Genomic DNA, 2839 nt, shown 5'->3' with positions numbered 1-2839 from the left:
CCCAGGCCCAGTTCCACCAGGCCCGCCACCACCGCCCGGGCACTGCCGCCGCAGCCCAGCACCAGGGCCTCCCGCTCCCCCCAGGGGGTGGCGGCGGGCGCCGCCACGGCCCCCGGCGGCCGCAGCGGCGCCAGGAACCCCTCCACATCGGTGTTGGCCCCCAGCCAGCCGCCACCGTCCCGTCGCACCAGGGTGTTCACCGCCCCCAGCCGCCGCGCCAGCGGCGTCAGCTCCTGCGCCAGGGCGGCCGCGGCCTGCTTGTGGGGCAGGGTGACATTGAGGCCGCGGCAGTCGATCGCCTCCAGGCCCTGAAGCACCACGGCCAGGTCCGCCGCCGCCACCGGCAGGGCCAGGTAGGCCCAGTCAAGGCCGAGTGCCGCGATGGCGGCGTTGTGCATCGCCGGCGAGAGGGAGTGGCGCACCGGATCGCCCAGCACCCCCGCCAGGGCGGTGCCGCCACCGATCGTCGGTGCTGCCTGTGGGGTCGCCATGGGCTCGCTCGAGCAGCTGCCGCCCGACCGTAGATCCCCCGGATCCCAGGCCCCGACAGGCCCTCGCCCCCGTCCCGGTACGGCACCGGTTCGGGAACCACCCCTCGCCTGGGTGAACCCCGGATGCGGAAGATGGCTCCAGTCAGAACTTCATCCACACCAGGAGGTGGTCATCCATGGGCAAGGTCGTCGGTATTGACCTCGGCACCACGAACAGCTGCGTCGCCGTGATGGAGGGCGGCAAGCCCACGGTGATCGCCAACGCCGAGGGCTTCCGCACGACGCCGTCGGTGGTGGCCTACACGAAGAACCAGGACAAGCTGGTCGGACAGATCGCCAAGCGCCAGGCGGTCATGAACCCGGAGAACACCTTTTATTCCGTCAAGCGGTTCATCGGCCGCCGGGTGGATGAGGTGAACGAGGAGTCGAAGGAAGTCAGCTACGGCGTCGAGAAGGCCGGCTCCAACGTCAAGGTCAAGTGCCCGGTGCTCAGCAAGCAGTTCGCCCCCGAGGAGATCTCGGCTGAAGTGCTGCGCAAGCTGGCCGAGGATGCCGGCAAGTACCTGGGCGAAACCGTCACCCAGGCGGTGATCACCGTCCCTGCCTACTTCAACGACTCCCAGCGCCAGGCCACCAAGGACGCCGGCAAGATCGCCGGCCTTGAGGTGCTGCGCATCATCAACGAACCCACCGCGGCGGCCCTGGCCTATGGCCTGGACCGCAAGAGCAACGAGCGCATCCTCGTCTTCGACCTCGGCGGCGGCACCTTCGACGTCTCCGTGCTGGAAGTGGGCGACGGCGTCTTCGAGGTGCTCTCCACCAGCGGTGACACCCACCTGGGCGGCGACGACTTCGACAAGGTGATCGTCGATCACCTGGCCGACAGCTTCAAGGCCAACGAGGGCATCGACCTGCGCCAGGACAAGCAGGCCCTGCAGCGCCTCACCGAGGCGGCCGAGAAGGCCAAGATCGAACTCTCCAGCGCCACCCAGGCCGAGATCAATCTCCCCTTCATCACCGCCACCCCCGAGGGTCCCAAGCACCTCGACCTCACCCTCACCCGGGCCAAGTTCGAGGAGCTGGCCTCCAGGCTGATCGACCGCTGCCGGGTGCCGGTGGAGCAGGCGCTCAAGGACGCCAAGCTCTCCACCGGCGAGCTCGACGAGATCGTCATGGTGGGCGGCTCCACCCGCATCCCCGCGGTGCTGGAGCTGGTCAAGCGGATCACCAACAAGACCCCCAACCAGACCGTCAACCCCGATGAGGTGGTGGCCGTGGGTGCCGCCATCCAGGGCGGCGTGCTGGCCGGCGAGGTGAAAGACATCCTGCTGCTCGACGTCACCCCCCTCTCCCTGGGTGTGGAGACCCTCGGCGGCGTGATGACCAAGATGATCACCCGCAACACCACCATCCCCACCAAGAAGTCGGAGGTGTACTCCACCGCCGTCGACGGGCAGACGAACGTGGAGATCCACGTGCTGCAGGGCGAGCGTGAGATGGCCTCCGACAACAAATCGCTCGGGACCTTCCGCCTCGACGGCATCCCTCCCGCCCCCCGCGGCGTGCCCCAGATCGAAGTCACCTTTGACATCGACGCCAACGGCATCCTCAGCGTCACCGCCAAGGACAAGGGCAGCGGCAAGGAGCAGAGCATCTCGATCACCGGCGCCTCCACCCTCAGCGACAACGAAGTCGACAAGATGGTGAAGGACGCGGAGGCCAACGCCGCCGCCGACAAGGAGAAGCGGGAGAAGATCGACCTGAGGAACCAGGCCGAAACCCTGATCTACCAGTCCGAGAAGCAGCTGGGCGAGCTCGGCGACAAGGTGGGCGCCGAGGACAAGGCGAAGGTGGAGGGCTTCGCCAAGGACCTCAAGGAGGCCCTGGAGAAGGACGACTCCCCGGCCATCAAAGCCAGCCTCGAGGAGCTGCAGAAGGCCCTCTACGCCGCCGGGGCCTCCGTGTACCAGCAGGCCGGGGCCGAGGGTGCCGCCGCCGGCGCCGCCCCCGGTGGCAACGGCAACGGCAACGGCAACGGCACCGCCTCGGCTGCCGATGACGTCATCGACGCCGAGTTCACCGAGAGCAAGTGATCCGGCGGCCGAGCGCCGCGGATCCGACAGCAACGGCCCCCCTCACAAGGGGGGCTTTTTCATGGTCCGCCGCGGCGTTCAGGCGTTGATCGGGCGGGCCTCGATCTGCCCGGCCACCCAGGCCGCGCTCGCTGGCGCCAGCAGGATGCCGTTGCGGTAGTGGCCGCTTGCCAGCAGCAGCCCTGGGGCCGGCTGCTCCAGCAGGGGGGCCGGCCGCCCGATGGGGCGGGGGCGCAGGCCCTGCCAGCGGCGCAC

At 69.2% G+C, this 2839-nt stretch carries 2 protein-coding genes and 1 pseudogene; 1 reads left to right on the top strand and 2 read right to left on the bottom strand.

Going from position 1 to position 2839, the window contains the following annotated elements; genetic code table 11:
* Nucleotides 1–491: pseudogene (locus VB737_RS06220) on the bottom strand (shikimate dehydrogenase); the annotation flags it as partial.
* A 176-nt stretch (nt 492–667) separates the two neighbouring features.
* Here VB737_RS06220 and dnaK point away from each other — a divergent pair.
* A complete protein-coding gene (gene dnaK / locus VB737_RS06215; RefSeq protein ID WP_500312027.1) occupies nt 668–2584 on the top strand; it encodes a molecular chaperone DnaK in 1917 nt (638 codons plus the stop codon).
* Nucleotides 2585–2662: 78 nt separating this feature from the next.
* Here dnaK and VB737_RS06210 read toward each other — a convergent pair.
* Nucleotides 2663–2839, bottom strand: a 177-nt coding sequence (locus VB737_RS06210; RefSeq protein ID WP_500312029.1) for an FAD-dependent oxidoreductase, incomplete at its 5' end; no start/stop codon positions are given.

Origin of the sequence: Synechococcus sp. BA-120 BA3 (assembly GCF_034931285.1) — a bacterium.
GTDB lineage: Bacteria > Cyanobacteriota > Cyanobacteriia > PCC-6307 > Cyanobiaceae > Cyanobium.
The sequence above is the reverse complement of the archived record's forward strand: the minus strand, read 5'-3'. Positions and strand labels throughout refer to the sequence as shown.